The sequence below is a fragment of the Streptomyces sp. NPDC104371 genome (genome assembly GCF_055583785.1).
Genome location: NZ_JBVJNF010000011.1, coordinates 111,599 through 135,594, shown reverse-complemented (window position 1 = coordinate 135,594; position 23,996 = coordinate 111,599). Strand labels below are relative to the sequence as shown.

Below are 23,996 nucleotides of genomic sequence, written 5' to 3'. Positions count from 1 at the left end.
GACGCACGGCTGGAGCCTGTGCCTCGTATCGCAGCTCAGCCGGAAGATGGTGGTTTTCGGGAGACCTACGGTCAACGAGCGGCTTGTGCCCCGAGTGCGAGTCCCGGCTCAAGCGCGTAACCGCGCTGCTCACGGCGGCAGCCAGGCCTCCGAGCCCGAACCTGCAGCCATTAGAATCCGGCCACATCGAGCCCGGCCGAGTCGGTCGTCGGGTTCTCCAGGAGGGCACATGATCTGGTCACGCCTGCGCCGTGGGACGGCGATATCCAAGCTCCCTCTGCCCAAGGCATGCGGCAATCGACGGCACACCCTGCGCACGGAGCGCCTCCTGCTCTACACCCCGGAATCAATGCTGGACCTGGTGGCCGGCTGGGCCGCCGCCTCCGACTTCGAGGCCCAGCGGTGGCTCGGGTGGGAAGACGAATACATCGTGGCCGATACCCACGTCCGGCAGGCCCTCGTCGATATGCGTCCCGGGGACCCTGGCTCCCGTCTCCCCTCTCCGCTTCCCCGGCACCTGCTGACCGCCCCTTTCGAGCCTCTCCCGGACCAGTTGGAGAGACTGATCGTCGTGAGGCTGGACGACGGCAGATACGCCGGGTCCATGCTGTTGCACACAGACACCGGGGAGATCGGGGGATCACTCGCTCCCCACGCACGTGGCCTGGGGCTCGGCGCGGAACTGTTCCAGGCAGCCGCACTCCTCGGCCATACCCACCACGGGCTTCAGACCGTACGAGCGGGCCACGAGCCCACGAACACCGCATCCGCCCGGGCGCTGGCTGCTGCCGGCTTCGTCGAGGACGATGGTCCGCCCCGCCACACCCTGCAGAACGGGCGCGAGATCGATGTCCACTGGCTGCGGCACTCGGCCGTCAAGTCGACCTCCCTCTGCCTCAGCACTGGTTCGGCAGCACCGAGCCGAACTGCTGGCGGTTCCGCCACTGAAATATGACGCAATCCCCTCGCAGAGCACCCAACCACAGCTAGTGCTGTGACCGCGTAGGTTCACCGGGTTGGCGGTACTGTCCGCGCATGAACCAGCTCCCCTGCACCTTGGAAGCCCTCGTCGTGCGCACCGACTTCTCGGCGCAGACGGCCCTTGGGACGAACTGCGGAAGGCGCTCTTCTTGCCCAGCAAGGACGGTTTCTTGGCCAACGACGCACTCGTCGATGACCGCAGGTACGAGGGATTGACGCTCGGTCAGGCCCTCGACCTGATCCCTACGGGGTACCGTCATCCACTCGTGGTTCTGGCGGACTCTGTAACTGTCGCCTCGGCTGAACGGCCGCTCCTCGTGGTGGCCCTGCGGTCTGAGCGTCAGTGTTGTGTCCGCGTTGTAGCAGCCGAGTTGTGGAGCATCGAGAACAATCTGTCGGGCGCGAACATGGACTTCGATGAGTTCGTCGGCGCCGTCGACGACAACAACGTGTTCCGAGGATTTTGAGTCACTGGCCGTCAGGCGGTGTCAGACCGCGAGTGCGAGGGGGGTCCGCCCCAGCGGAAGCCCTTCTCGCTGCGTATGCGGGCGCGTTCTTTGCGTGGGCGGCAAGTACCTCGGGATGCGGGCGTTGGCGTTGCGCCAGCGAAGGTAGCGGTGCAGGGCCCGGTCCTGGGCGGGGTGACTGCGGTGGTGGGAGTTGGCCAGGGTGAACTGCCGAAGTGGGCCTCGATGGGGCTGGCCGGCGTAGGTCGGAGTGAAGCACAGCTCGACCTTGTTCTTCGCCCGGCGGCGGATTCGGCCCGCTCGGGATCAGGTTCACCGCAGGCTCCGGCAGGGCCGAACCGGGGTACCTCGACTGGCTGCCCGCCACCTACCACCGCACCCACGGCGTGCGGTACTTCCATGGTTGCTGCTCGATCGATGTCGACGGTGACGTAATTCCCCAGGGCTGTGGTCAACGTCCCCAGGTGGTCAGTCCCACCAGAGCACGACGAGAAGGCCCCTTTGGGCGGCCTCCTCATAGAACTCGCGCAGGGCGTTGAAGTGACCCGCGAGGTACTCCCTTGGGCTGCCGGTGAGCCCCTCGGCGCCGTGGCCGATATCGAAGCCCGCATCGCTGTTGTCAGCTGGCAGGACCGAGAGGATCGCCCGCATGTCGATCCCTCCGAGCAGTGTGGAGACGTAGGCGACTTCGGTTGCCGAAAGGGCCGTTGGGGTGGGGCCGAAGGGGCCGATGGCATGCGGGTGTGTGTTGAGGAAGCTCAAATTGATCTTGGTGTCTCCATCGGTCGCGCGCCTGAGCGCCTTCAGATGGACAGCGTCGAGCCGCGCCAGTTCGCAGACGCGCTCCAGCATGGCCGGCGCCCAGTCCAGATCGAGCCAGTCGGCGGACGGCGGATCCCAGTGAGGGTCTCCTTCCGGTGATTCATCGGCTGACTGACGGCAGGCGGCGAGGTATTCCGCCGAGACTCGGGCAAGCTGCTGGGTGACGGCCATGACAGCAGTATCCCGAGGCTGTCCACCGGATTTGCCACTACTTCATCGTGGTCCGTCGGCCTTGTCGGTCGGGGTGAGTCGGTGGGCTGGGCGGGGCTGTGGGCTGCGGGTACGAGCCAAGTCGGCCTGTCGTCGCCGCGCGGGTCCTGTCCTCAAGGCGGCGGGGTCTTCGGCGAGCGGGTTCAGGTCTGGGGCTGGTCGCTGTAGGTGCGTGCCTGAGTCGTGCCGAGGGACGACAGCAGGACGTAAGCGAGGCGATAACCAAACGTGAGCGACGGGCGGGATGCTTCAAGTGTCAGCAGGTCAAGCGGGGTAGCGGCTCGCCGCGCGTTCCGGGCCGCGACTGCACCTCCGTACTCAACCGCCATGCATTCGGGGAATTCACATGCGTACGACGTTCCACTCCCGCAAGCGCACCGCCACCATCGGCGCAGCACTCACCGCCGTCCTCACCCTCGCCCTCACCGCCTGCAACGGCGACGACATCGCGTCGGGCAACACGCAGGCCAGCCCCACCGCGTCGGCGGACCAGGCGGGCGGCACCGGTGGCACCCGCGGGTCGGACCAGGCGGGCGGCACCGGTGGCACCGGCGGGTCGGACCAGGCGGGCCAGAGCGCCGGCACCGGCACCAACACCGGCAGGAGCGGCCAGGGCACCGGCAACGGTGACACCGGCGCCGGCTACGCCGACGTGTGCCGCACCGACGTGCTCGAAACCACCGCCGCCAACAACACCACGGACGAGACGAACGGTGTCGTCACCGTCACCTTCAAGAACATCGGCAGCGCCGACTGCCGTATCAGCGGCTTCCCGGGTGTCGACATCAAGACGTCCCTCGGCGACACCTTCTCCGTGGACCGCAACGGCGAGCAGGCCGTGCCGCAGATCCTCAAGGAGAGCGACACCGCCGCCTTCAACATCACGTACCCGGTCAACAACACCGGCGGCTCCGGCGTGCGGCTGACCGACATGGTGGTGACGCCCCCGAACGAGACCCAGCCCGTCACCCTGACGTGGCCTGCGGGCACGCTCGCCGTCACCGACGGCCAGGACGGCGGGAAGATAGAGGTCAGCCCGGTGGGCAAGGTCGGCGGCTGACCGGCCGGCTGACCCCGCCCCCGCACCGCTGGCCCCGCTCAGGAACTGCTGCGGGGGCGCCACCATGATGTTGAACGCGTGCGCCCTCACCCTCTCCGCCACCCCGGAGAACAGCCGCGCGAAGTGCTCAGGGCGGACACCTGTCAGGTGGCCCGTGGCTTCGCCATGCTCTCGCGCAGAGGCTCGGACCACCGCGTCCGGAAGGCCCTTCCGTGGTCGATTACCTCTCGACAGTCGCCGGCTGCCTCAGCGTCCTCACCTCCGGCCTGGGTCTGGCAGCCGAAGTTCGCAGATTCCGCTCGGGTCACGATGACGAGCAGGACCAGGACCGGGGTCACGACGGCCCGCCCGAGAACGGCGGTGCCGGTTCGCCTCAGGCTTGATCAAGTAGGTGTCCTGCGGACCGTTCTCGGTCCGCAGGACATCATGGCCGCAGATCCATCAAGGTGAGCACTGCGTGGTGATAAGCGGCCTGGATCACGGGAAGCGCGGAGAGGTCGGCCTGCTCGTCGGTGCTGTGGAGGCCGGAGTAGGGCAGGCCGAACCCCTCGGCAGCCTTCGCGTCTAGGACGTCGGTGAGGCGGACGTCGATGCCGATGACCGCGTGGTCAGGGACTGCGGTAAATCCCTCGCCGCCGTGGAACTCGGTGACAATCAGTTTGGGTGCTGGTTCTCCAGCAGGGTCACGAGTCGGGCCGCTCGGCTGACGGCGTTCGCCGGGGTCGGTTTGGAGGAGCCGGAGTGGCCGGCCGTGCCGTAGACCTGAAGGCGAGCTCGGAAGACACCTCGGCCGCCGACGACCACTTCGTGGTCGCCGGGATAGCCGATCATGGCTCCTCCGATGGTCGCGGGGTCGATAGCCTGCATGAGGGCCTTCGCCCCGCCGAAGTTGCCGGTGTGCTCGTCAACATCGAGCAGCACGGCGAGGGTGCCCGCGAGGTGGTCGCGCTGGCGGCTGACGGCCGCGGCGAGGTGGCAGAAGATGGCGGCGCCGACGCCGTTACGGCGCTCGCCGGGGTCGCGCAGCTCCAGCAGCCGCTCCAGGTGCTCGGACAACCCTCGATGACGAGGCGGCCCGTACAGCACGCGGTAGTGCACCAGATCGGGCCGCTGCGCCAAGGCCGTCTCGATCGCCGCCAGGTAGGCCTTCTCCCGGCTGCGGGATCCCGTGACCACCAGATGTTCGCGCGCTCCGGCCACCACCTCGACCATGGCCTCAACACCACCACGCCAGTACCCATGGCCTCCAGGGCGCTCGCGGTGCCGGCCCCGTCCTGGTGGGAGAAAAGCGCCTCGGAGCGCTCCCGGTACAGCTGGCTCAACGCCCGGCGATTCCTCATCCCCGTCCGCTTACGCCCCGACTCCCACGCGCTGAGCAAACTCGCGTCCGTCGCCCCACCGGTGATCTGGTTCAGCTGGTCCGCCGCTTCCTCCTGCGTCAGGTTCTGAGCCAGACGGGCTCGCTTGAGTGCGGAGTCCCTGCCTGTCGATCCGGTCACCGCTACCCCCTGGAAGGTCATCGAGCGGCAGGGCATGCGCCGCGCCGCTGGCTGGGCCGTACGTGTTCTTCCCTGGTGAAGTTGATCTCGGAGTGCTCGCTACCCGTGCGAGGTTCGCACCGTGCGTCCTGACCGTTGTGGTTGAACGGGCCGCTTGTCGGGCCCCTTGCTCACACGGCTCCTCGGACGGCAGAACCGTGCGATGTGGGGCCCGGCGAGTTGCGGCCGATCTGCCGCGGCAGTGCCCGCCCCGGACGGAGCGGGCACCTTCCTGGCCGGTCACCTGGTGAAGAACGTGATCAGCATGTCCTCCAGGTCCTCAAGTGTCTCCTCCACGCTGCTGATTTCCAGCGCGTTCAGCATGCCGATGCAGACGGCCGTGTAGCTGCCCAGATCGACGATGAGGTCGTAGAAGGCTTCCTCGTCATTGTGAAACAGGGCGACCATGAACTCGGCTGCCTGCTGCATCCCGGGTGGCCCGGTCAGTAGTGACTTCAGCATCTCGAGGACGGGTCCTGGCAGGCTCCTTCCTTGAGGCCGGGCCTGCTCAAGTTGGGTGACTAGCTCGTCTGTTTGCAGGCCGCGCTCCTGGGCGAGCCAGGTCGTCAGGCCGGCCGCCGTCATGCCCGTCCCGACGGCGAGTTGGATGACCTTGTCCGCCCCGCCGGACGCGAGATCGGACTCCGCTGCCTGGATGACTACCTGGCACACGGGCGAGTCCTGGCGCGTGCGCGCCCGCTCCGCAGAGGAGTCAAGGGAAGCCCGCACCAGTTCCATCACCGGCTCATGTAACGATGTCATGAACTCATCCTCCCGCTGTGCCCGTGGCTCATGGAGGCAGATCGCGTGTCCTCTCCCATACTTCTGGCGGGCCCAGATCGTCCTGGCGCTGGTCAGCCATCAGTGCACTCAAAGATCCGTGCTCGCGCCCTTGTGCGGGGCGCTTCAGGAAGTGCCGGCATCGGTGGGCGCGGCTTCCTCGAGGCGGTCGAGCCGTTCGTACAGCGCCCGTACGAGCCGGGCACGGTTCTGGGCGCAGCGTGCGGTGCCCTGTACCGGAGCGCAGAGGCGTCCGGCGGCTTCGCGGAGGATGACTTCGGCAAGGGCGCCGCGGCCGTCGTTCTTCGGCAGGGCGGCAGCATGGCGCTGGACATCGGCGGCGACCGCGCGGGCGTGCCCGGTCAGTTGGAGGACGATCTGCTCGTAGTCGCGGGGCGTGAGGTTCGGGTTCTTCCACGCGAGGACGACGGTGACGAGCGCTTCGTACGGAGCGCGGTCCAGCGGGAATTCGGCGTCGACCAGGCCGTGGGGGTCGTGGAGCACGGTGTAGGTGTCGCTCACCGGTGCCTCGCCGCGTCGGTGTCCTGGTCGCCGGTGCGGTCGTCCAGGGCAGCCTGGGCGAGGAACCGAGCGTAGCCGCGGTCGGCGCGGGCGATCAGCGCCGGGGAAGGCCGGCCGAAGGCGTGCGGCTGGAGTCCGCATCCCTCTGCTGCGGGTCCGGCGGGTGTGGGTGCGCTCATGGGCACCGCCTCCGTTGCTGGGTGCGTCGCTGTCGTTCGACGCTACGGAGGCCGCCACTCGCTCTTCAATGAAATTGCGTGTAATTGCGGAAGTTCACTCCAGGGCGTCGATCGCGGCCTCGATGAGAGCCCGCGCGGCGTCGCCGTACACGGCCATCTCCGCGAGGCCGGCGAACGCCTTCGCGTAGTCGGCGATCTCGCGCGGCTGCGTCACCTTGATCTCCGCCGTCAGCGTCTCCACCACAGCCGTGGTGTCGTCGTGGACGTAGAACGCCTCCAGAGGCCACACGGTGCGCTGCGCGGTGAACGGGATGATCCCGAGCAAGACGGACGTCAGCGGCATCACGGCCAAAAGGTGGCGCAGCTGCCCGCGCATGGCGTCCGGGTCAGCGGTGCGGTAGCGCAGGACGGATTCCTCCATGAGGACGACGTAGCGGTGGCCGCCCTCGTAGAGGAACCGGGAGCGGGCGATCCGGGCCGCAACGGCTTCGGCGACATCGTTGGGGGTGCCTTGGAAGCGGGTGATCTGCTCCATGAGGGCGGTGGCGAAGCCGGGCGTCTGGAAGAAGCCCGGCGGCACGTTGGAGACGTAGACCCGGCAAACACGGGTGCGCTCGTGGAGAGCGTTCCAGCCCAGTTGGACCTTGCGCATGCCGGTGCGGTGCAGGCGGCGCCACTCCATGTACATGGAGTGGACCGCGCGGGCGGTGGCGATGAGGTCGTCGGCCTGGTCGTCGGCGCCGCAGGCCGTGCACCAGGTGCGGATGTCGGTGTCCGAGGGCGGGGCCTCGCCCTTTTGGATGCGGGTGGTCTTCGCGGGGTGCCAGCCGCACCGGGCGGAAAGCTCCTTCCCGGTGAGGCCGGCGTCCTTGCGCAGGTGCTGCAAGCGCACAGCGAGCGCCTCACGGGCTGCTTGTGCGCTGGACGATGGGGATGCGCTCATGGGGCTGCTCAGGGGCCTAGACGGTGTACTTCGCGTGCGGGATGCCGCGCTCCCATACGGTCTCGAAGGCGGCGTGGCACAGCGCTACAGCGGCCGGGTCGGTGGTGCGTTCCTTGCCGTCGGCTGCCCAGTCGCCGGTGCCGGTGAAGTGGTGGAACTGCACCAGTTCGCCGTCCAGGAGCCAGAAGTCATTGCCGGGCAGCGGGATGTCGGAGGCGCGGCGGCGGGGCAGCCAGCGCACGTCCTCTCCGGCCTGGAGGTTGAGCGGGGTGATGGCGTGCTCGTAGCGGATGTAGTCGGTGACCGGCTCGGAGACGATCCTCGCGCGGCGCATCGCCACGCCGCGGGCGACCGCGTCCTTCACGAGCGGCATCCACTGTGGCCAGAACGACCGGCCGGGGTCGAGGTTGGGGAGGCCGGTGCGCAGGAAGGCGGCGTAGTCGTCCGTCTCGTCGCCGACGGCGTACAGGTCGCGCATCTCCAGGTGGACCGCCGTGTGGTGGGTGTCGGCGAGCAGTTCAGCGAACGTCGCGGTGTTCAGCTGCTGCGCGTTCAGCGGCATCGCACGCCTCCTTGAGAATCTGCACCATGCGGAACGGAATCCGGATCACCCGCTCGTGCGCGGGGATCCCCGTCTTGTGGCCGGCGACCCACTCGGTGGAGCCGACCAGGGCTTTAAGAGGGCGTCTGATCAATGTTCACGCTGTTGTGAGTGGGATGTCCGTTTCGATTCGCCAGGTTGGCGTGGATTCTCCGGTGAGTTCGCGGGACATTTTGTTAGCCATCGCCCAGTGGATCATTGCCCGGGATCTCTGCGGCAGGGCCTCGTAGTCGCGTGCCAGGCGGCGGTGCTGCATCAACCAGCCGAAGGTCCGCTCGATCACCCACCTCTTCGGCAGCGGCTGGAACCCCTGCGCTTGCGGTCGCTGAACCACCTCCACGTCGATGCCCAGCTCGGCGCCGTGGTTGAACCTGCTGCTCTGGTAACCGCCATCGGCCCAGACCTTAGTCACCTTGGGGTGTGCCGCGGTCAGGTCGTCGAGCAGAAGCTTGCCGCCGGCGGTGTCGTGCACGGATGCCGCGGTGACGAGCACGGTCAGAACCAGCCCGAGGGTGTCGGTGATCAGGTGTCGCTTGCGTCCCCTGATCTTCTTGCCGACGTCGATGCCCTGACTGGTCTCGGCGACGTTGCCCGAGGCCTTCACGCTCTGCGCGTCCACCACGGCCGCGGTCGGCTCCGTGCTGCGTCCGTGGGCTCGACGCGCCTTGTCCCGTAGCAGGTCGTGGACCTGCTCGGTGGTGCCATCGGCTTCCCACTTGGCGTAGTAGTCGTACACGGTCTTGCACGGCGGGAAGTCGTGCGGCAGGTACTCCCACGGGATGCCGGTGCGGTTGACGTAGAGGATCGCGTTGACGATCTCCCGCAGGTCGTGCACCCGAGCCGCTGTTCCGGGGCCGGTCCGTGCCGCCCTCCAGGCGGTAAAGACCGGCTCGATCAAGGCCCAGCGGGCATCGGACACATCACTGCGGTATGGACGACGATCACTCACACACGGTGCAACGACCACCAACGCCATCAGTCACAAAAACACCCCTAACTACCAACTACCTAGATCAGATGCCCTCTAAGGAGACTTTCGTGAGCAACAACGAAACAGCCGGTCCCGCCTTCGCGCTGTGGAGCGTATACAGCATCGGGGAGGACCAACCGGTGGTTGATGAGAGGTCGATTGACAATCTCTCGTCCGTCTGCTGGAGCTGACTTGATGGTCTGGCTGCACGGAGCAGACCCGCAACGGCTGCAGTCGGCTGCGCGCATGCTGCGACGCGAGCGGGTGTTCAAGGGATTGCATCCGGTATGGCATGCGATGGGCGTCCATCGCGAGGCCGAATTCAATCCGGCCCACGTGCCGGCCTTCGTCAGGGGTGTCGCGCCGGCTGACTGACTCACGGTGTACCCGTTCAATCGGAGTTATGAGTGGTACTTGCTCCCTGAAGAAGAGCGGCGCAATCTCCTCGCTAAGCATGGTCGCGTCGGAGCGGCGTACGGCTCGGTCCTCACGAACACGGTCTCTGCGTTCGCCCTCGGCGACTACGAGTGGATCCTTCCGCTTGAAGCTGACGATCCCGTTGACCTCGTGGACATGATGCGGACACTCCGCGCCACACGGGCACGGTTGCATGTGCGTGAAGAGACACCGTTCTTTACAGGTCGGCGAATTGAGCTCCACGAGCTGTACGAACTACTTGGTGTTTGAGCGACCTGAGCCGCTCCCCCACTGTGCCGTCACCGCCGTCAGATCCACAGGCGGCGGGCTGACAACAGCCAACACAATGAGTCGAGTTGGTGGTGGGTGATCCGGCAGCAGGCGAGCTTGATGAAGGCTACGTGGGTGTCGGCGCGCCTTCCCAGCCGATGCAGAGCCGACGGAAACCGTGGAGCCAGGCGATCGTGCGCTCGACCACCCACCGGTAGGGGCCCAGGCCAGTGCCGTGTGGTGTGCTTCGGCGGGCGATGACGGGGACGATGCCACGGGCGCGGACCGTCAGTTCCGCGGACATCGCGGATACCGGCGCGGGGAAGCCTGTCGACTTCCTCGCGCCTGGCATCTTTGCTCTCGCCGTGATGTCCACGGCGTTCACCGGGCTGGGGCTGCTGATAGCCAGCCCCCTCAGGGCCGAGGCCACCCTGGCCGCCGCCAACCTGGGTTTCCTACTCCTGCTCGTCGTCGGCGGGGCGACCGTCCCGCTGGACGAGTTCCCCTCCGCTGCCCGGGACGTGCTTGGGCTGCAACCCGTCTCGGCCGCCCCTTCGAACGGGTTGCGGGACGTGCTGCAGCACGGTGCTGGCCTGCCGGTCGGCGACCACGGGATCCTCGGCCGGGTGGGCGGTTGCGGGGCTGGTGGCCGCCGGAAGTTCTTCCGCTGGGAGTAGACGCAATGGACCCTCGTGATCTACATGAGCGCCTGGTCGAACAACACTGCAATGTGATCGGTGACAGCGTTGGCTCCGGACTTACCGGGCCGCATTCGTCCCGACTCGGCCTTGTCGGCATTCGCGAGGGAAGTCAGCAGCCGTGTGTGGAGGCGACCAGGCCGAACACCTCGCCGTAGTTCCGCAAGCTCGGCAAGACCCGCGATCGCCTCACCGCCGTCGGCAACGGCGAGGCCAGGCGATGCACTGGCATCACGAAGATCCTTCACGTCGCCTGTCCCCTGGCGTCAGTCGGCTCGCGACAGGGATGGAGCCCACTCCGCGTGTACCAGGGGTCGCAACGTCCCTGTCTCGGCGTCTACTTGTCGGCCGAGCAGCGCGGATCATCGGCCCCGTCCAGGACTCCTAAACTTACAGTTAGACTGTAAGCGGCGCAGATCAAGAGTCGATGCGGAAGCAGCCGCGAGGCTTGCTGCCCTGCGCCGGAAAGGTGGGCCGTTGTGAGCGGCGGAGAGACTCGACGGAACGGTGTGCCGACGGAGGTCCGAGAGGCAGAAGACCGGGGTAAATCACTCGTGCCCCATGTCGCCCACGACACGTCAGCCGCAATTGCATATAGAGCATTTCTACGCATCCGCGCCTATGTTGTCTTGACAAAGCCGCGAGTTATGGAGCTCCTGCTTGTCGCGACTGCACCGACCATGGTTCTGGCTCATAGCGGCTTGCCGAATTTGTCGCTCGTCGTGGTGACGCTCATCGGTGGATCGATAAGCTCAGGCAGCGCTTCGGCTTTCAATATGTACCTGGATCGAGACATGGATGCCCAGATGAAACGCACATCTGGCCGCCCTTTGGTAACCGGGGAGGTGACACCGCGGTCCGGCCTGATCTACGCCTGGCTCCTGGCAATCTCCTCGACGGTCTGGTTCTGTTGCCTGGTGAATTACCTGGCCGCAGTACTGTCTGTCTGCGCGATTCTCTGGTATGTCGTTGTGTACACAATCATCCTGAAGCGCCGCACCGAGCAGAACATCGTGTGGGGCGGAATCGCCGGCTGCTTTCCTGTGGTCATTGGCTGGGCAGCAGAGACAGGGAACGTTTCGTGGTCGGCGGTAACGCTCTTCCTTGTAATTTTCTTTTGGACCCCGGCGCATTATTGGCCGCTGTCCGTCAAGTACGGCGAGGACTACCGTCGCGTCAACGTCCCAATGCTCGGCGCGATCCGAAATATCGAATACGTGGCAAAGAGAGTAACTGCGTACGCCGCCGCGACCGCCGTAACATCGCTTCTCCTCATTCCCATTGCTGGAATGAACTGGATTTATTCAACGGTAGCTACAGCCGGTGGAGCATGGTTCGTATGGGAGGCCCTTCGGTTTCAGGTCGCCGCCCGTCGAGCGGCAGCCTCCCCTCGGCCAATGCGAGTGTTCGCTGCATCAAATGCGTATCTCGCATTGTTGTTTGCCGCAGTAGCTGTTGATCCACTCCTAAGTCACTGAGGCCCGCGAAATGACCAGGCAACGACTCAACAGCCAATGTGCGTCTGATAAGAACCTGGCGAACACGGCAGGCCGGAAAATTGGCGAGGACCTGATCTGATCGACAACGGTATCGGTGTCGTCGAGTCCTTGACCCCCTGCGTACTCTCCACTGTCACGACGGGCAGAAGGGCCACTCCGGCCCTCATTGGTCTTCCCGATTTCCCAAGCGATGGTGAGGGTAGGGAGCAACCCGACCGCGATGGTAGCCGCCGGAGCGGTCACTCAACTCCTATGATGACGACTCCTGATGCTCGCGCCACAACGCTTCCCCGAGACGAGTAAGCGCCGTGCCGAGGTCCTTCCACTCTTCCTCCGCGAACACCTCTTGGTCGTGCTCTGCGATCAGTTGCGTTCCTCGCTCGAGCATCCGCACGCCACGGTCCGTCAGCTCGATGACCGCTGCGCGACCCTGCCCAACACCACCGACCGTGGTGACGTATCCGTCAGAGATCAGCGCTTCGATGATCGGATGCAGGCTCTGCACCTTGATCCCCGCTCGCCGCGCCAGTGCGCTGAACGAGATGCCTGGGTCCTGCCGCAGGTGCCCCAAGAGGCCAAGTCGACGCAAGGACAGGCCGATACCCTTTAGTGAGTCCTCCACTCGCGCCTCCAAGGAACGCCCCTGGAAGATCATGATCATCGTTGGACTCAGTGGGTATCGCGCCGAGCGAGCATCCCTCGCGTCTGCCATTCAAGTCTTCCTTCCCTGCTGTCCGAGCACCCCACCGTATCGGAATCAGCAGGTCACCTGTATGGCGTTGCCGTCTCACCAGTACGTTGCCAACGTCCCGCTCACCTCAGACTCTCCCCCGTCACGGTGCACGCGCACACCCCGCCATCCGATGCAAGCTCAGAGTGTTGCCCTCACGCTTGGTTCACGGCACCGGACGTGGCCCCGGAAACCGCCGCGGCGCGGTCGATCCGCGCGAGCGGTAAGGCGGTAGATCTGCTGGTCGAGGTAGAGGTGTTGGTGCTCGCGGGTGGCGTGGGAGCGCCAGTAGACGTCGAGGTCGCCGTTGGAGACGAGGGCGCGTAGTCGGCGGACGGCTTTGGGCAGGCCCCAGCGGGCACAGGTGATGTCGAGGCGGTCGGCGATCAGGTGGCGGCAGGTGCCTTCGACCGCGCCGGTGGCGATCGGCCGCCCGCCCTTGTCGAGGACGGTGTCGTAGCGGAGCTGGTCGAGGCGGCCTGGGAGGTAGCGCTAGCAGGCTTCGACGGCCTCGCGCCGGGCAGCCGGGAGTGCTTCCCCCGTCAGCTTGGACGGTCAACTCGTAGGTGGCTCGGGTGGCGTGGCCTGCGAGGATCGCGGTCAGTTGGTCGGCGGCCCAGGCCGGCCTCGGCGGTGCCGGGCTTGTAAAAGCGTGAGCGGCCATCCAGGCCGGTGATCAGGTCGAGCTGGTGGCGGGCGCCGTCGACCAGGACGATCAAGGGCCGCAGGTGCTTCGGGTCGCGGGCGTGGGCCTGGTCCAAGGCGTCGGCGATGACCTGTTCGGGCGGGCGGACCAGGGAGACGGCGCACCACTTGTTCTCGGCTTTCGGCCCTGGGCGGGCCCGGCACTGATCGCTGCATGTCGGCGTACGCGCGAATGCGCTCAGCCGGGTACACGTATAGCCGTGGCCATCCGTCATCTCGGGGTGGCAGACATACACCGCCGTCCAGGCCTCCCTGCGGGCGTTGCCTGCGCCCTGCTCCGGCCATCACTGATGGCCCTCGGTTACCACGACAAAGCTGCCACACGCAGCCGGTTGCCAATTCCGGAGAACCTTCAGCTCGAATCACTCATCCCGCAGTCAGACGAGTATGACCCGGCGCCCGCGAGTGTGGCCTACCTGACTGTCGATGTGCGCGGCCGCGGCCTCGGCGAGCATGTACGCCTTCTCGACGGGATGTGGAGCATTCCCCACGAGATGAGGTTCGGCGGCCACGACGAGCGCTTCGGACACGTTCCCGGCCACGCCAGAGAATCGGACACCGAGATCGGCGATGGAGATCACCTTCTGTGAGGCGTGGCGCGCGATGCTGGTCACCCGGTCCGGCACCGTGCGGCCGTTCCTGAAGCTGCTGGTCGAGGTGGTGGACTTCGGCGCCACTCCGGAGGGGCTGCCGGTACTGAAGGCGTTGAAGTCGCTGCGGGATCTGATGGGCCGCAAGAAGGTAGGCTCCGCCGAGATCGACACCACCCTACTGGCCGGCTCCTGGCGCCGCCTGGTGCTCTCTGCCCCGCGCCAGGAGCCGGGGACGGTGGACTGGAAGGCGTACACGTTCTGCCTGTTGGAGCAGTTCCACCGGATGCTGCGGTGCAAGGAGGTGTTCGCCAAGAACTCCTCCAAGTGGGGCGACCCGCGGGCGAAGCTGCTGGCAGGGGAGGCGTGGGAGCAGGCCAAGCCGACCGTGCCGGCCTCCCTGGGTCTGCCCGAAGGGGCGGGCGAGCACCTGGCGGCGCGGGCCGCGCTGCTGGACGGGACCTACCGGGAGGTCGCCTCCCGGCTGTCGGCGAATGCGCAGATCGCCTTCGACGACGGTCGGCTGCACTTCGCCGCGCTGGAGCCGGAGCCTGAACCGGCCTCGCTGCTGGAGCTGCGAACGGCGGTGAACGCGATGCTGCCCAGGGTGGACTTGCCCGAGGTGCTGCTGGAGGTGTTCTCCTGGACCGGCGCCGACCAGGCGTTCACCTCGGTCACCGGCGGCGAAGCCCGCCTTCGGGATCTGCACGTCACGATCGCCGAACTGCTGGTCGCGCACGGCTGCAACGTCGGCTACACCCCGGTAATCGGCGGTCTGGACGCGCTGAAGTACAGCCGGCTCTCCCACGTCGACCAGACCTACCTGCGGCTGGAGTCCTCCCGAGCCGCCAACGCGACCCTGATCGAAGCCCAGGCGTCGATCCCGCTCACTCGGGCGTGGGGCGGCGGCCTCCGGGCGCTTCTCGATCGGGTTGGCCCGCTCCAGCAGCCCGGCCAGGATCGCGTACTCGTAGAACCAGGACACCGCGGCCAGGATCCGGTTCACCGTGCTTGCCGCGAGCCTGGTCACCGGCCCATCGGTAGCCATCGTCACCACCGACAGCGTCATCCGGCGACGCGGACGACGGGACGGCACCGACCGCAGGTACTCCAGTAGCGCGATCGCGTCCGGCGGACTGAACCGCTCCCAGCGCGTGGTGGTCCGCCATCGTGACGACCATCCCAAGGGCGCCCGGTCGAAGTCCCGCCAGGAGCGCGTCGTGGACCGGGCCTTTCGTGAACGGTGGCCGGACCTGGCCGCGCGGTTCGCCGCACCGCTGGCCGACCGGGTGGGCCACAGCGACCAGGAGGTCCTGCGCGGCTACCAGGCCGTGCCTGGACCCGGTGCCACCATCGTCGGCCCGGCCGCCGACGTGAACTGCGCAACGGCGAGCTGCCCGACACCTCGGCCGACTGGCTCAAGACGAACTTCTTCAAGACCGAACTCGAACTCGGCCGCTGCCTCCGGCTCCCCGCCGAAGGCCCCTGCGAGTGCGACCTCTACCTGACCTGCGCAGAATTCGTCACCACACCTGAGTACGCACCACGGCTGCGAGCACGACGCGAGGTCGAGCTGACGCTCGCCCGCGACGCGGCCGAACGTGGCTGGGACCGCGAGGTCGAACGCCACCGCTGCACCAGCGAACACCGGTGGTGGAGCTACCGGAGCGGTCCTCGCTCGTCCACGTACACAGTGGGCTCCGAGAAGAACACATCGGCGTCCACCGGGCCGTAGGCGATGTTGAAGGTGTCCATCCAGTACGACCAGTCCCGTATCCCTGCCGCGCTGCTGAAACGGTAGTTGAGCTGCCAGCGGACCCACTGTCCAGGTGCCAGACGGACAGCCGGAGGCCGTCGCGGCCGCGGGGGTATGGCAAACAAGGGCCGCACTCGGGGAAGCACCCTCAACCGGCCGTCGACTTCACGCAGTTGGACATCGGCCTTGCGCAGGTCTTCCTGTCCGCCACGGGGCTCGAAGCCGTCTTGCTCATGCATGCGGACCACATGCGCAAACGGGGGCGGCGAAGCCGGGACAGTGAAGCCGACCGGGGCCGCGTTCCTACGGGCGGCAGCCTCTCCTCCCCGGGACTGCTTCGTCCAGGACGTCCGTATCCACTGGACGGTGATTTCCACGGTCGCCACCCCTGCCACTCCATCGAAGATCTCACTCTATGCGGGTAGCTACTCCGACGAAAGAAGATCAACTTGAACTGTCCACATAAACAGCGACATCGTGTTCGGCCTGCTCACCCTGGCCGGGTACACATACGCGCCGTAGTTGGCCGACCTGCCGGACCAGAAGATGTGGCGCATCGAGCGGCACTGGGACGACATCCTGCGGATCATCGGCTCCATCCACACCGGAGCCGTCCGCGCCTGGGACGTGATCCGGATGCTGTCCCGTGACGGCCGGCCCACCCCGCTGGGCGACGCGATGGCGCACTACGGGCGGATCTCGAAGTCACTGCACATCCTTCGTCTGGCCGATAAGCCTGGCTACCGTCGCCCAACTCCGCGCCGACGGCTTCGACGTCCGTGACGAGGGCGTCGCCCGGCTCTCCCCGTTCGTGCGGCACCACGTCACTATGCTCGGCCGGTACTCGTTCCGTCTGCCGGAACTGCCCGGCGGCTTGCGCCCTCTGCGCGATCTGAGCGCCGCCGACGAGACGTGACCGAGGGCGAGCAACCGTCCTCCGTCTTCCCCGGGCCAGGCGGGTCCGTATCGTAGGCGCGAAGATTGCTCACGCGTACGGGGGTTGGGTGCGCATCGCAGATCACGCCAGGTGGGACCGGAGCTTTCCGGTGGAATACCTCCTGGTTCAGGAGGACGAAGATGGCGAGGAGCAGCTCTGGGCGAGGTGCGCGGGCGTCGAAGGGTTGTTCGTTGACCCGGTCCCGCTGCCACGGGAGGTCCTCACCCTTCGCGGATGCCGCCCCGATGGTCTCCTGAGCGAGGTCCTGGCCGAGCCCCACGGCCCGCTACGAGGTCTGGGCGACGTACGCGTCGAGGTCCGGGACGACGAGAAGCCCGTGCAGTGTTTACCGCGGTCGACCGGTGAGCGTCCGGCGACCTCGCCGCCTCCGGGGGCCTTGGTGATGGAGCCATCGACGGCGATCTGGTCGAGGACGAGGCCGACGATTCGGTCGTAGGTCTCCATCGCGATCTGCTTGAGCCGGGCGAAGACGTCGAGTCGGATCCACTCATCGCGGCGGTTTCGTATCGTGGTGGCCGAGCAGGTCGTGTCGGCGATCGCCTCGTAAGAACAGCCGAAGCGCAGCAGTTGCAGGAGCTTGTCGAAGATGACCCGGTCGCTGATCCGCGGGCGGTGGCAGCCGAGCGGACGGTCCGGGTGATACACCGGCCGGGCAGCAGAGCCGCGAATTGGTCCCAGAGCGGTTCGGTCAGCCATGATGGCAGCGCGGGCGTGGGTCTCCCCAGTGGCGGGCCGGGCGGCGATGCTCAGCGTCGCGTCGCGGTCACGAGCCAGGCGGAGGTGCGGAGGTGGACGCCTGCGGGCTGCTCGTGGGCGGCAAGAGCGGCGGTGAACGCGGTTCGTACGCTGTCGGTGCCGCTCGGTCGGTCCGCGCTGTCGACGCTGCTCGCGGAGTCGAGCAGCTTGACCAGGTGTCGGCCGGGGCCTGATCCGAGCAGGTGCTCGGCCGCTTCGTGGGCATCGCGTCCGAAGTCACTGAGGGTCTCGACGGGTTCGGTGCGCACCTTGTCGAAGCCGGCTGTGTCCTCCAGGATCCGGTGGATTACAGAGGGGTCGGCGAGTGAGAACATCCCTGGCCCGTCGGGGGTGGCCAGCTCCTCGGCAGGCAGGGGCAGAGAGGCGCGTGCTGTGCCGAACACGGGCGCCCACTCGCTGCGGGTCGGGTCGGCCATGCAGACGAAGGCGAGTCGGCCGCCGGGGCGAAGGGCCCGGCCGATGTTGCTGAACGCGGCGACCGGGTCGTCGAAGAACATGACCCCGAACCGGCTGATGGCCACGTCGAACGTGGATGTGGGCAGAGGATGGACCTGGGCGTCGCCCTGCTCGAAGGTGATCCGGGCCAAGCCCTCCTCGGCGGCCTGGGCGCGTGCCCTGATGAGCATGGGCCCGGAAAGGTCGAGGCCGAGAACCGCGCCGCGGAAGGCGGCCCTGGCGGCGAGCCGGGTGGTCTGGCCTGCGCCGCAGCCGATGTCGAGCACCCGGTCCACGGGGCCGATCCCGGCGGCTTCGAGCAGCGGTTGATTGAAGCCCTGGTTGATCGCGTTCCAGCGGCCGTGGCGATCGCTCCAGTGTCGGCCTTCGTCGCCGTTCCAGGCCTCGAACTGTGCGGTGTTGGCGAGTTCGTGCATCGGATCGCTTCCGTCGGAGAGAAAGTATGGGCGTCTGCTCAGGAAGCTTTTGGGCTCGTCCAACCGCCGAGGTCAGCGGGCGTCCAAGCCCTCTGCTGATGGCCCGTCGCCCACGCGGGGCGACGGGCGGGCTTCAGCGTGCGGCGGTGACGATCCACACGGCGCCGGGGATGCGCACGCCTTGCGGCGTCTCGAACTCACCGAGGGCGTCCTGCACCTGGGCGTGCAGTGCGGCCACCGTGGCCGTGTCCACGTCTCGCAGGTTGTGGTGGGTGGGTCCCATCGAGAAGATGAAGTCGGCCGCGTCAGTGGCGTCCGCACCGAAGCCCATGTCCGCGCCGACCGGGGTGATCTCGATGGCGCGGAAGCCCGCCGCCGTGAGCACCTCGGTGATCCGTGCCGGGTCCAGCAGGGAGCCCATGCCGCGCGCGGCGGGTGAGGGCTCGTTCAGGTAGGGAGTGAGCGCCGCGGTCGCCCGTGCGTAGGCGCTGTGAGGGCCGCCGGGCTGTGGCCCGAGGAAGGCCAGGCGCCCGCCCGGCGCCAGGGCGTCGTGCAGGTGGGTGAACGCCGCGACCATGTCGGCGAAGAACATCACGCCGCCGCGGCTGATGATGGTGTCGAAGCCGGGCCCGGCGAAGGGGTGGACCTGCGCGTCCCCCTGCTCGAAGGTGATGTTGGTGATGTTCTCGGCGGCTGCGTCTTGGCGGGCCCGTTCCAGCATGGGCGCGGACAGGTCGATGCCGAGCGCGTGGCCGCGGTGCGCGTGGCGGGCGGCCAGGCGGGTGGTGAGCCCGGTGCCGCAGCCGACGTCCAGAACAGTGTGGTGGGCGGCGATGTCGGCCGCTGCGAACAGCGGCACGTTGAAGGCGTCCAGCATTGCGTTGTAGCGCTCAGGGTGGTCGGCCCAGAGCCGGCCCTCCCAGTCGTTCCACGCTTTGGCTTGCTCCTGGTTGGCGATCGCTGACATCAAAGTTCTCCCTCACACACGGTTCTAGAGTCGACCTCTAGAAGTCGACTCTAGATGTAGGCTCTAGTCATGAGTGATGTCAAGGCGCCTCAGTCGGACCGGGCCACCCGTACACGTCTGCGGATCATTGCCGCCGCCACCGAGCTGTTCGTCGCGAACGGCTATGGCGCTACCACGCTCCAGCAGGTCGCCGACCTCGCGGGCGTGGCCATCCAGACCATCTACTTCAACTTCCGTAACAAGCCCGGGCTGCTGAAGGAACTGGTCGATGTAGCCATCGCGGGCGATGACGTGCCGGTGGCAACGATGGACCGCCCTTGGTTCGCGCAGGTCGTGGAAGCGCCGGACGCCGACAGCGGCCTTGCCGCACTCGTGACCGGAAGCCGCACCATCCTTGAGCGCGTCGCCGCCATCTCCGAGATGGTCCGCGCCGCAGCCGCCGCCCACCCCGAGCTGCGAGAGGTGTGGCCCGAACACGGAGATCCGCGTTACGCCGTGCATACCGCAGCGGCCAAAGCGCTGCTGGACAAGCCAGGGGCCAGGCCCGGCCTGACAGTCGACAAGACCGCCGACATTCTCTATGCCCTGCTCAGCCCTGAACTCTTCCTCACCCTCACCCGCGACCGCGCCTGGACGCCCTCCGCATGGGAGCGATGGGCGGCCGACACCCTCGCCCTCCAGTTCCTCACGCCGGGCGTACCCGACCGCGAGTGAGACCTGTGTGGTGAGGCGAACGAGCCGTGTGTCAGCAGCAGATGGCTGCGGCGAGGCCGAGGAAGGCCAGGTAGTTGCGGGGGGCTCGTAGCGGTGTCGAGTCGGCGGTGGACGGTGAGCCAGTGGGGCGGGCGTGGCACACCTATGACCGGTTCAGCGGGTGTATCTCCGCCCAGGTGCCGCCACCGGCATCGAGACGACGCAGGACGTAGTTGGCGACCTTCTGACGTCGTACGGTCCGGTAGGCGCCGTCGGTCCGGTCGCATCGTGGCGTCCTGCCGGCCGTACTTCTACGACGTGGGCGTCTTGACGGACAGTCCGTTGGCGTTGTCCTCGCCGTCGTGTCCTGTCGTGTGCTCCCGCACCGCTCCTGGGACAGCTACCGACCCTTTGGCGTTGCGGAGCAGGGAGGCGATGAGAACGGCTCCGCCCGCCGTCACCACGGCGCTGGCAACCGCGGCGATCCGCATCTCGTGGCTGAAGGCGTCGAAGGCCACCTCGCGCAGAGCCTGTGCGGTCTGGCGCGGCAGGGTCGCCGCGGTGTCGGCGGCGCCGCCGAGGGTTTCCGCCGCCGCTGCCCGCTGCCCGGGGGTGAGACCGGCGGGGGCCTGCGACTCCATCTGCGAGCGGTAGACGGCCGTGCCGATGCTGCCCAGGACCGCGATGCCGAGCGCACCGCCGAACTCGGCGGAGGTCTCCGCCAGTGCTGAGGCGGCACCGGCTCGCTCCGGCGGTGCCGCGGAGAGGATCACCTCCGTGACCACGGCGGACACGCCCCCGATGCCGATGGAGACCACAGCCAGGGCGCTCACCAGGTGCACGATGCCCGAGTCGGCCCGGATCAGTGCCAGGGCGATGTAGCCGACGGCTGCCACCGTCAGCCCGGCGGTCATCACGTTCGGCTTGCCGATACGCGGTGCCGTCGCCGTGGCCAGGGCGATACCCACAGGCATCACGAGGAAGGTGGGCAGTGACCACAGCGCCGACTCCAACGGCCCCATTCCCAGGACGATTTGCATGAACTGCCAGTTGAACAGGGAGAATCCGACCATCGCGAAGGCCTCCAACGCGTCGATGAGCAGAGGCACGTTGAACCGGCGTGTGCGGAACAGCGCGAGGTCGATCATCGGATGGGCGGCCCTGCGCTGACGGCGGACGAACAGGGTTCCGGCACTGAGTCCGACGGCCGCACACACGGCCCCGGTCCAGCCGAAACCGTGTCCCGCCGTCGTCTTGAGGCCGTAGATCACGGCGAGGACGGCTGCCAGGGACAGCAGAGCGCCAGGCAGGTCGAAGCGTCCCGGCTCGGGGTCTCGGTACTCAGGCAGCAGCAGCGGGCCGAGGGCCACCAGCAGGATCATCACGGGGACGTTGATCAGGAAGACCGAGCCCCACCAGAAGTGCTCGAGGAGCAGACCTCCGATGATCGGGCCCACGACGGCGCCGCCCGCGAAACCGGCCGTCCAGATGCCGACGGCAGTGGCCCTCTGCCGTTCGTCGAGGAACATGTTCCGGATCAGGGAGAGGGTGGAGGGAGCCAGCGAGGCTCCGGCGATGCCCATGAGGGCGCGGGTCGCGATGAGCATTTCGGGGCTGGTCGAGCAGGCCGCCAGGGCCGAGGCGAGGCCGAAGGCCGCGGCGCCGGTCAGCAGGACCCGCCGCCGCCCGATCCGATCTCCGAGAGTGCCCATCGTGATGAGCAAACCAGCCAGCAGGAACCCGTACGAATCCATGATCCACAGCTGTTGTGAACTGCTGGGCCGGAGGTCGGCCGAGAGCGCCGGGAGCGTGACGAACATGACCGCCATGTCCATGGAGGCCAAGATGCACGGCAGCACCAGGACAGCGAGTCCGATCCATTGCCGGGTACCGGCTCTCTCGTTTCCTTGCGTCATGTCCTTCACTCGTGCTCCTGAGTGCGTGATTCCCTTGATTCCAAGGGGCGTTCGGGGGCTGGTGCTCTTCGGTCGCCGTCCGACGTGTCGTCGGTGGCCTGCAACGTGTCGTCGGCGGTCGGTAACACGTCGGAACAGAGGCCGGGAGAACCTCCAAAGGCCGGTCCCAGGGTCGGCCTCCGGAGGTCTCCCGTGAGGTCAGGCGTGGGTCGGTGCGGGGGCGTTCGACGCTTCGTACTGCCCGTCCATCAGGACGAACAGCATGCGGCACGGCCGGCCGGACCGGTTGGCCCACGCGTGGTTGGTGCCGCGCTGCACGACGACGCTGCCGGGCGCGAGGGGCACCTCGGAGTCGTCGAGCACCAGCGTGATCTCGCCCTCGATCACGATGCCGTAGTCGAGTGTTTCGGTGCGGTGCATGAGCGGGTGCGGCGCGTCCGTGCCGACGGTGGAGGCGTCCTCGCCGCCCATCTCCGCGAAGATCCCCTTGGCGCGTGAGGGGTCGAGGGTCTCCTCGGACTCGGGCGGGAAGTCGATGAAGCGGATACGGGTGCCGTGCGGGGCGGGGGCCAGGGTGAGGGGCCCGGTGGTCGGGTCCGGCCCGTTGTCGATGACCACCGGGAACGTGGCGGTGCTCCACACCTCGTGGAAGACGCTTCCGGCGGCTGCGTCGAGTTCGACGACAGTGGGCAGCGGTCCGTCACTCGTGACGACGGCTTTGCCGTGGGTGTCGTGCCCGGTCACCACGCGGTGCAGGGGAGGAAGGCTCATGGTTCCTTCTTGGTCGTAAGGGGCGCGGCACGTTGGTCGTAGGGGGCGGCACGGCACCACCGGCCTGCCGGTCGGCTCGGTCGGTGTCCGCTCGTCCGTCCCGGTTCAGGTGTGTTCGGGCGGGGCGCGGGCGGCGGGTCGCTCACCGGCTGGTTTCATGCCGCCGGTGGGGGCTCGCCGCCCGTGCCGCTGGTGTGGCCTTCACTCGGCACGAGGGCGGGTGAAGGCCACTTGCCGCTTCAGGCCGCGGTGGTCCCGAGCTGCCCGGTGAGCCAGCCGACCATCAGGGGGATGGTCTCGCCGGACTTGGAGACGGCGCAGTGGCCGGTGTCCGGGAGAAGGTGGACCTCGGTGTCGCGACGGCCTGCGAAGACGAGCGTGTCGGGCCGGGGCACATGCACGTCGTCGGCGCCGTTGACGATCAGCATCGGGGCGTTGGTGTCCTGGTCGAGCAGGGGCCGCAGCGACATCGACGCGTAGCGGTCGGCGAGTTCGCCGGGGGTGGGCTGATGGTCGAAGCCCACGGCGTTGCCGACGATGTCCGCCATGCCGAACTTCCAGTTGCGGTCGCGGGCGAAGGTGGCCTCGACGGGTCCGCCGAGGACGACCGCGGCGTCGACCCTGCCGCTGAGACCGCTGTAGGCGGAGTAGTAGCCGCCCATCGATATGCCCAGGTGCGCGACCGTGCCGTTGCCCAGCTCGCGGGCCGCGGCGATCAGCCCGTCGATGACCCCGGCGCCTTCGCGGCCGAGCGGGACCGAGGTGTTCTCGCCGGTGCCGGGGATGTCGAAGGCCAGTACGCGCGCGCCGGTGTTGAGCGCCATGGTGACCATGACCTGGTGCAGGTCCGTCTTCCAGGTGTCCACGCCACCGCTGGCCAGCAGGACCGGGGCCTGCGCGCCGACGCCGGGGGCGGCGTACAGGTGGACGGGGACCGGCACCGTGGCGCCCTGGTGGGCGATGTCCAGGACCCGCCGTTCGAAGGTCACCGGGAAGCCGGCCGAGGCCAGTACGTACTGCTCGGTCTGGTGCCGGAGGGCGGCGCGCTTGGCGTCGTCGGCCAGCACGGGGAACTTCGCGTAGCCGTATGCGGAGGCCGCCAGGCTGTGCAGTCCTTCGGCGGCGTAGCGGGCGGCCAGCGCCGACCACTCGTGCACCCACCCGCCGGGCCGGTCCGGCCACATCAGCGTCACGGCCGCGCGCACCGCGGCGACGTCCTCGGCGGGAAGCCCGGAGCCGATCATCTGGGCCTGGCGCTCGGTGAACAGGTCCTGGGGGTCCTGCTCCCATCGGTATGACATCGCGCTCCTCCTGAAGCAAGTTCT

General features: G+C 67.7%; 21 protein-coding genes and 9 pseudogenes. 10 read left to right on the top strand and 20 right to left on the bottom strand.

Annotated elements, in window-relative coordinates; translation table 11 throughout:
• Positions 1-229: 229 nt before the first annotated feature.
• Together ACZ60T_RS28710 and ACZ60T_RS28705 are read left to right on the top strand one after the other, a co-directional pair.
• Positions 230-955, top strand: a complete 726-nt coding sequence (locus tag ACZ60T_RS28710; RefSeq protein ID WP_469668504.1) for a GNAT family N-acetyltransferase — start codon at positions 230-232, stop codon at positions 953-955.
• A 61-nt stretch (positions 956-1,016) separates the two neighbouring features.
• Positions 1,017-1,448, top strand: a complete 432-nt coding sequence (locus ACZ60T_RS28705) for a DUF6924 domain-containing protein (RefSeq protein ID WP_469668503.1) — start codon at positions 1,017-1,019, stop codon at positions 1,446-1,448.
• Between the two features lie 11 nt (positions 1,449-1,459).
• Here ACZ60T_RS28705 and ACZ60T_RS28700 read toward each other — a convergent pair.
• Positions 1,460-1,742, bottom strand: a pseudogene (locus ACZ60T_RS28700) (IS630 family transposase); the annotation flags it as partial.
• A 174-nt stretch (positions 1,743-1,916) separates the two neighbouring features.
• Entirely contained in the window at positions 1,917-2,441 is a 525-nt protein-coding gene (locus ACZ60T_RS28695) for a DUF1877 domain-containing protein (RefSeq protein ID WP_469668502.1), read from the bottom strand.
• A 385-nt stretch (positions 2,442-2,826) separates the two neighbouring features.
• Here ACZ60T_RS28695 and ACZ60T_RS28690 point away from each other — a divergent pair, with 385 nt between their 5' ends.
• Positions 2,827-3,540, top strand: a complete 714-nt coding sequence (locus ACZ60T_RS28690) for a DUF4232 domain-containing protein (RefSeq protein ID WP_469668501.1) — start codon at positions 2,827-2,829, stop codon at positions 3,538-3,540.
• Between the two features lie 654 nt (positions 3,541-4,194).
• On the opposite strand, the gene ACZ60T_RS28685 is transcribed toward ACZ60T_RS28690, so the two are convergent.
• The 7 genes from ACZ60T_RS28685 to ACZ60T_RS28655 form a co-directional block, all read right to left on the bottom strand.
• Positions 4,195-4,752, bottom strand: a complete 558-nt coding sequence (locus ACZ60T_RS28685; RefSeq protein WP_469668500.1) for a hypothetical protein — start codon at positions 4,750-4,752, stop codon at positions 4,195-4,197.
• 566 nt (positions 4,753-5,318) lie between these two features.
• On the bottom strand, positions 5,319-5,816 hold the full coding sequence (locus ACZ60T_RS28680; protein WP_469668498.1) for a hypothetical protein: 498 nt from the start codon (positions 5,814-5,816) through the stop codon (positions 5,319-5,321).
• 168 nt (positions 5,817-5,984) lie between these two features.
• Complete coding sequence (locus ACZ60T_RS28675; RefSeq protein ID WP_469668497.1) at positions 5,985-6,380, bottom strand: DUF6415 family natural product biosynthesis protein; 396 nt, start codon at positions 6,378-6,380, stop codon at positions 5,985-5,987.
• Positions 6,377-6,559: a hypothetical protein gene (locus tag ACZ60T_RS28670; RefSeq protein ID WP_469668496.1), complete on the bottom strand. Its 183-nt coding sequence runs from the start codon at positions 6,557-6,559 to the stop codon at positions 6,377-6,379. The genes ACZ60T_RS28675 and ACZ60T_RS28670 overlap by 4 nt, the downstream gene beginning before the upstream one ends.
• A 94-nt stretch (positions 6,560-6,653) precedes the next feature.
• Positions 6,654-7,502: a helix-turn-helix domain-containing protein gene (locus ACZ60T_RS28665; protein ID WP_469668495.1), complete on the bottom strand. Its 849-nt coding sequence runs from the start codon at positions 7,500-7,502 to the stop codon at positions 6,654-6,656.
• A 16-nt stretch (positions 7,503-7,518) separates the two neighbouring features.
• A complete protein-coding gene (locus tag ACZ60T_RS28660; RefSeq protein ID WP_469668494.1) occupies positions 7,519-8,064 on the bottom strand; it encodes a DUF6879 family protein in 546 nt (181 codons plus the stop codon).
• Positions 8,065-8,200: 136 nt separating this feature from the next.
• The gene (locus ACZ60T_RS28655) at positions 8,201-9,052 is read right to left on the bottom strand and encodes an IS5 family transposase (protein ID WP_469668641.1); all 852 of its coding nucleotides are present in this window, start codon (positions 9,050-9,052) and stop codon (positions 8,201-8,203) included.
• A gap of 89 nt (positions 9,053-9,141) precedes the next feature.
• Between ACZ60T_RS28655 and ACZ60T_RS28650 the strand changes: the two genes are divergently transcribed.
• Positions 9,142-9,264: a hypothetical protein gene (locus tag ACZ60T_RS28650; protein ID WP_469668650.1), complete on the top strand. Its 123-nt coding sequence runs from the start codon at positions 9,142-9,144 to the stop codon at positions 9,262-9,264.
• A pseudogene (gene hemQ, locus ACZ60T_RS28645) lies at positions 9,221-9,760 on the top strand (hydrogen peroxide-dependent heme synthase). The gene ACZ60T_RS28650 and the pseudogene hemQ overlap by 44 nt, the downstream one beginning before the upstream one ends.
• 38 nt (positions 9,761-9,798) lie before the next feature.
• Here hemQ and ACZ60T_RS28640 read toward each other — a convergent pair.
• Positions 9,799-10,046, bottom strand: a pseudogene (locus tag ACZ60T_RS28640) (transposase); the annotation flags it as partial.
• 4 nt (positions 10,047-10,050) lie between these two features.
• Between ACZ60T_RS28640 and ACZ60T_RS28635 the strand changes: the two are divergent.
• Both ACZ60T_RS28635 and ACZ60T_RS28630 read left to right on the top strand, forming a co-directional pair.
• Positions 10,051-10,437, top strand: a pseudogene (locus ACZ60T_RS28635) (hypothetical protein); the annotation flags it as partial.
• A gap of 530 nt (positions 10,438-10,967) precedes the next feature.
• Positions 10,968-11,936, top strand: a complete 969-nt coding sequence (locus ACZ60T_RS28630; RefSeq protein WP_469668639.1) for a heme o synthase — start codon at positions 10,968-10,970, stop codon at positions 11,934-11,936.
• Positions 11,937-12,207: 271 nt separating this feature from the next.
• Here the strand turns inward: ACZ60T_RS28630 and ACZ60T_RS28625 are convergent, their stop codons facing one another.
• The 3 genes and pseudogenes from ACZ60T_RS28625 to ACZ60T_RS28615 all read right to left on the bottom strand — a co-directional run.
• Positions 12,208-12,618: a MarR family winged helix-turn-helix transcriptional regulator gene (locus ACZ60T_RS28625; RefSeq protein ID WP_469668493.1), complete on the bottom strand. Its 411-nt coding sequence runs from the start codon at positions 12,616-12,618 to the stop codon at positions 12,208-12,210.
• Positions 12,619-12,906: 288 nt separating this feature from the next.
• Positions 12,907-13,526, bottom strand: a pseudogene (locus tag ACZ60T_RS28620) (ISKra4 family transposase); the annotation flags it as partial.
• A 243-nt stretch (positions 13,527-13,769) separates the two neighbouring features.
• Positions 13,770-13,979 (bottom strand): annotated as a pseudogene (locus ACZ60T_RS28615) (NADP-dependent oxidoreductase); the annotation flags it as partial.
• A gap of 1 nt (position 13,980) precedes the next feature.
• Between ACZ60T_RS28615 and ACZ60T_RS28610 the strand changes: the two are divergent.
• Positions 13,981-14,910: pseudogene (locus ACZ60T_RS28610) on the top strand (Tn3 family transposase); the annotation flags it as partial.
• A 731-nt stretch (positions 14,911-15,641) separates the two neighbouring features.
• Here ACZ60T_RS28610 and ACZ60T_RS28605 read toward each other — a convergent pair.
• Complete coding sequence (locus ACZ60T_RS28605; protein WP_469668637.1) at positions 15,642-16,115, bottom strand: hypothetical protein; 474 nt, start codon at positions 16,113-16,115, stop codon at positions 15,642-15,644.
• A 91-nt stretch (positions 16,116-16,206) separates the two neighbouring features.
• On the opposite strand from ACZ60T_RS28605, the pseudogene ACZ60T_RS28600 reads away from it, so the two are divergent.
• Positions 16,207-16,654: pseudogene (locus ACZ60T_RS28600) on the top strand (Tn3 family transposase); the annotation flags it as partial.
• A 366-nt stretch (positions 16,655-17,020) separates the two neighbouring features.
• Here ACZ60T_RS28600 and ACZ60T_RS28595 read toward each other — a convergent pair.
• The 3 genes and pseudogenes from ACZ60T_RS28595 to ACZ60T_RS28585 all read right to left on the bottom strand — a co-directional run.
• Positions 17,021-17,421: pseudogene (locus ACZ60T_RS28595) on the bottom strand (transposase); the annotation flags it as partial.
• A 21-nt stretch (positions 17,422-17,442) separates the two neighbouring features.
• Positions 17,443-18,324 carry a class I SAM-dependent methyltransferase gene (locus ACZ60T_RS28590; RefSeq protein WP_469668492.1) on the bottom strand — a complete coding sequence of 294 codons (882 nt, stop codon included), beginning with the start codon at positions 18,322-18,324 and terminating at the stop codon, positions 17,443-17,445.
• A gap of 133 nt (positions 18,325-18,457) precedes the next feature.
• Positions 18,458-19,291, bottom strand: coding sequence for a class I SAM-dependent methyltransferase (locus tag ACZ60T_RS28585; RefSeq protein WP_469668490.1), 834 nt, complete (start codon positions 19,289-19,291; stop codon positions 18,458-18,460).
• 69 nt (positions 19,292-19,360) lie between these two features.
• Here ACZ60T_RS28585 and ACZ60T_RS28580 point away from each other — a divergent pair, with 69 nt between their 5' ends.
• Positions 19,361-20,005, top strand: coding sequence for a TetR/AcrR family transcriptional regulator (locus ACZ60T_RS28580; RefSeq protein ID WP_469668489.1), 645 nt, complete (start codon positions 19,361-19,363; stop codon positions 20,003-20,005).
• 290 nt (positions 20,006-20,295) lie between these two features.
• On the opposite strand, the gene ACZ60T_RS28575 is transcribed toward ACZ60T_RS28580, so the two are convergent.
• The 3 genes from ACZ60T_RS28575 to ACZ60T_RS28565 all read right to left on the bottom strand — a co-directional run bounded on the left by ACZ60T_RS28575 (position 20,296) and on the right by ACZ60T_RS28565 (position 23,972).
• Complete coding sequence (locus ACZ60T_RS28575; protein WP_469668488.1) at positions 20,296-21,900, bottom strand: MFS transporter; 1,605 nt, start codon at positions 21,898-21,900, stop codon at positions 20,296-20,298.
• Between the two features lie 198 nt (positions 21,901-22,098).
• Positions 22,099-22,671: a cupin domain-containing protein gene (locus ACZ60T_RS28570; RefSeq protein ID WP_469668487.1), complete on the bottom strand. Its 573-nt coding sequence runs from the start codon at positions 22,669-22,671 to the stop codon at positions 22,099-22,101.
• Between the two features lie 239 nt (positions 22,672-22,910).
• A complete protein-coding gene (locus tag ACZ60T_RS28565) occupies positions 22,911-23,972 on the bottom strand; it encodes an alpha/beta fold hydrolase (RefSeq protein WP_469668485.1) in 1,062 nt (353 codons plus the stop codon).
• Positions 23,973-23,996: the final 24 nt, after the last annotated feature.

What these genes read in the sequence shown, in the direction of transcription:
- ACZ60T_RS28710 (WP_469668504.1), top strand. Translation starts at nt 230, where the DNA reads ATGATCTGGTCACGCCTGCGCCGTGGGACGGCGATATCCAAGCTCCCT.
- ACZ60T_RS28695 (WP_469668502.1), bottom strand. Translation starts at nt 2,441, where the DNA reads ATGGCCGTCACCCAGCAGCTTGCCCGAGTCTCGGCGGAATACCTCGCC.
- ACZ60T_RS28690 (WP_469668501.1), top strand. Translation starts at nt 2,827, where the DNA reads ATGCGTACGACGTTCCACTCCCGCAAGCGCACCGCCACCATCGGCGCA.
- ACZ60T_RS28685 (WP_469668500.1), bottom strand. Translation starts at nt 4,752, where the DNA reads ATGGTCGAGGTGGTGGCCGGAGCGCGCGAACATCTGGTGGTCACGGGA.
- ACZ60T_RS28680 (WP_469668498.1), bottom strand. Translation starts at nt 5,816, where the DNA reads ATGGAACTGGTGCGGGCTTCCCTTGACTCCTCTGCGGAGCGGGCGCGC.
- ACZ60T_RS28670 (WP_469668496.1), bottom strand. Translation starts at nt 6,559, where the DNA reads ATGAGCGCACCCACACCCGCCGGACCCGCAGCAGAGGGATGCGGACTC.
- ACZ60T_RS28665 (WP_469668495.1), bottom strand. Translation starts at nt 7,502, where the DNA reads ATGAGCGCATCCCCATCGTCCAGCGCACAAGCAGCCCGTGAGGCGCTC.
- ACZ60T_RS28660 (WP_469668494.1), bottom strand. Translation starts at nt 8,064, where the DNA reads ATGCCGCTGAACGCGCAGCAGCTGAACACCGCGACGTTCGCTGAACTG.
- ACZ60T_RS28625 (WP_469668493.1), bottom strand. Translation starts at nt 12,618, where the DNA reads ATGATCATGATCTTCCAGGGGCGTTCCTTGGAGGCGCGAGTGGAGGAC.
- ACZ60T_RS28590 (WP_469668492.1), bottom strand. Translation starts at nt 18,324, where the DNA reads ATGCACGAACTCGCCAACACCGCACAGTTCGAGGCCTGGAACGGCGAC.
- ACZ60T_RS28585 (WP_469668490.1), bottom strand. Translation starts at nt 19,291, where the DNA reads ATGTCAGCGATCGCCAACCAGGAGCAAGCCAAAGCGTGGAACGACTGG.
- ACZ60T_RS28580 (WP_469668489.1), top strand. Translation starts at nt 19,361, where the DNA reads ATGAGTGATGTCAAGGCGCCTCAGTCGGACCGGGCCACCCGTACACGT.
- ACZ60T_RS28575 (WP_469668488.1), bottom strand. Translation starts at nt 21,900, where the DNA reads ATGACGCAAGGAAACGAGAGAGCCGGTACCCGGCAATGGATCGGACTC.
- ACZ60T_RS28570 (WP_469668487.1), bottom strand. Translation starts at nt 22,671, where the DNA reads ATGAGCCTTCCTCCCCTGCACCGCGTGGTGACCGGGCACGACACCCAC.
- ACZ60T_RS28565 (WP_469668485.1), bottom strand. Translation starts at nt 23,972, where the DNA reads ATGTCATACCGATGGGAGCAGGACCCCCAGGACCTGTTCACCGAGCGC.